We start from the raw sequence: 1,463 nt of genomic DNA on the forward strand, positions 1-1,463 counted from the left end.
GGCCTCCACCATCGCCGCGGCGATGCCGGCCAGCTGCCGGGTCCCCGGCGGCGCCGGCACGGCCACCAGCCGGGCCAGCAGCCCGCCGAGGATGTCGCACGCGGTCACATCGTCAGCGAGGGACGACAACGGCCGTGCCGCGTCCAGCCGTTCCAGCAGCAGCGCGCCGCTGCCCGTGGTGTCGTGGTCGAGCAGCCGGACGATGCCCCGCCCGTCCCAGGCGCGCAGGCCCGGCACCACGGCCGCGTTGTCCTCGCCCGGCTGCTGGATCTTCAGCACGGCGGGCTGCCCGTCCGCGCGGCGCACCGGCAGCACGATGCCGGCCATGCCGTGCCCGACGGCCCCGTCCGGCCGCAGCGTCCACCGCTCCAGCAGCTCCGCGACCAGGCCGGGCAGGGTGTCCGTCCAGGCGGCGTCGTGCGCCGCGCGGAACGCGTCCGGCACGGCGAAGGGAGCAGAGGTGTTCATGTGTGGTTCTCCTTCGTGAAGTTCATCGGTTCCGTGGTCACGAAGGAGTGCGCGGAGGCCCCCGGGCGCGGAGGCGGGGTCACCGCATGGCGCCGTCCCCGTCGTCCGCACCGCCGGGACCGCCCCTCACGTCCCGCGCCAGGAGGCGCAGCCCGCGTTCGGCCGCGCTGCCCGGCTCGGCCAGGTACACCACCAACTGCTGCCCGGGCGCGTCCCGTACGTCGAACATCTGGTACGTCACCTCCAGCGGCCCGGTGCGCGGGTGCCGCAGGTGCTTGGTGTCGCTCGTCTTCGCCTGGACGTCGTGGGCGGCCCACAGCCGCGCGAACTCCGCGCTTTCCGCGCTCAGTCCGGCAACGAGCGTCCGCAGCCGGGGATCGTCCGGGTCGTGGCCCGCGGCCTCCCGCAGATGCGCCACCGTGGTGCGCGCCGTGTACCCCCAGCGGGAGTGGAAGGCCGGAGCGGCCGGGTCCAGGAATGTCATCCGGGCCAGATTGTCCGCCCGCGCGAACGGCGAGAACAGCGCGCCGGCCACGGCGTTGGCGGCCAGGATGTCCAGCGTCCGGTTGATCACGAACGCCGGGGTGGCCGGCCCGGCGCCCGCCAGCAGCAGCCGCAGCGCCGGTGAGACGGTGTCCACCGGCGGGGCGGGCGGGGCGGGCGGCGCCGCCCCGGCCAGCCGGTGCAGATGCGCGCACGCGTCCGGCTCAAGCCGCAGCGCCCGGCCGAGCGCGTCCAGGACCTGCGCGGACGGGTGCCGTTCGCGGCCCTGTTCCAGCCGGGTGTAGTAGTCGGCGTTCATCCCCGCCAGCACCGCGACCTCTTCGCGCCGCAGCCCGGCCACCCGGCGCTGGCCGTGGCTCGGCATCCCCACCTCGGCCGGCCGCACCCGCGCCCGCCGTGCCCGCAGAAACGCCCCCAGGTGGTTGCCCGTCACGCGCGGGAGTCTACCGAGGAGCGGCACGGCCCCGCCTGGGTGTGGCACACCCCGGCAC

2 protein-coding genes are annotated in these 1,463 nt (G+C 76.1%); both read right to left on the reverse strand.

Annotation, left to right across the window (positions count from 1 at the left end; all coding sequences use genetic code 11):
• Nucleotides 1–468, reverse strand: a 468-nt coding sequence (locus tag ACFV5N_RS27775) for an aminoglycoside phosphotransferase family protein (RefSeq protein ID WP_385605289.1), incomplete at its 3' end; no start/stop codon positions are given.
• Between the two features lie 79 nt (nucleotides 469–547).
• Nucleotides 548–1,405: a helix-turn-helix domain-containing protein gene (locus ACFV5N_RS27780; protein WP_385605292.1), complete on the reverse strand. Its 858-nt coding sequence runs from the start codon at nucleotides 1,403–1,405 to the stop codon at nucleotides 548–550.
• Between the last annotated feature and the right edge of the window lie 58 nt (nucleotides 1,406–1,463).

Source organism: Streptomyces sp. NPDC059853 (genome assembly GCF_042731495.1).
Lineage (GTDB): Bacteria > Actinomycetota > Actinomycetes > Streptomycetales > Streptomycetaceae > Streptomyces.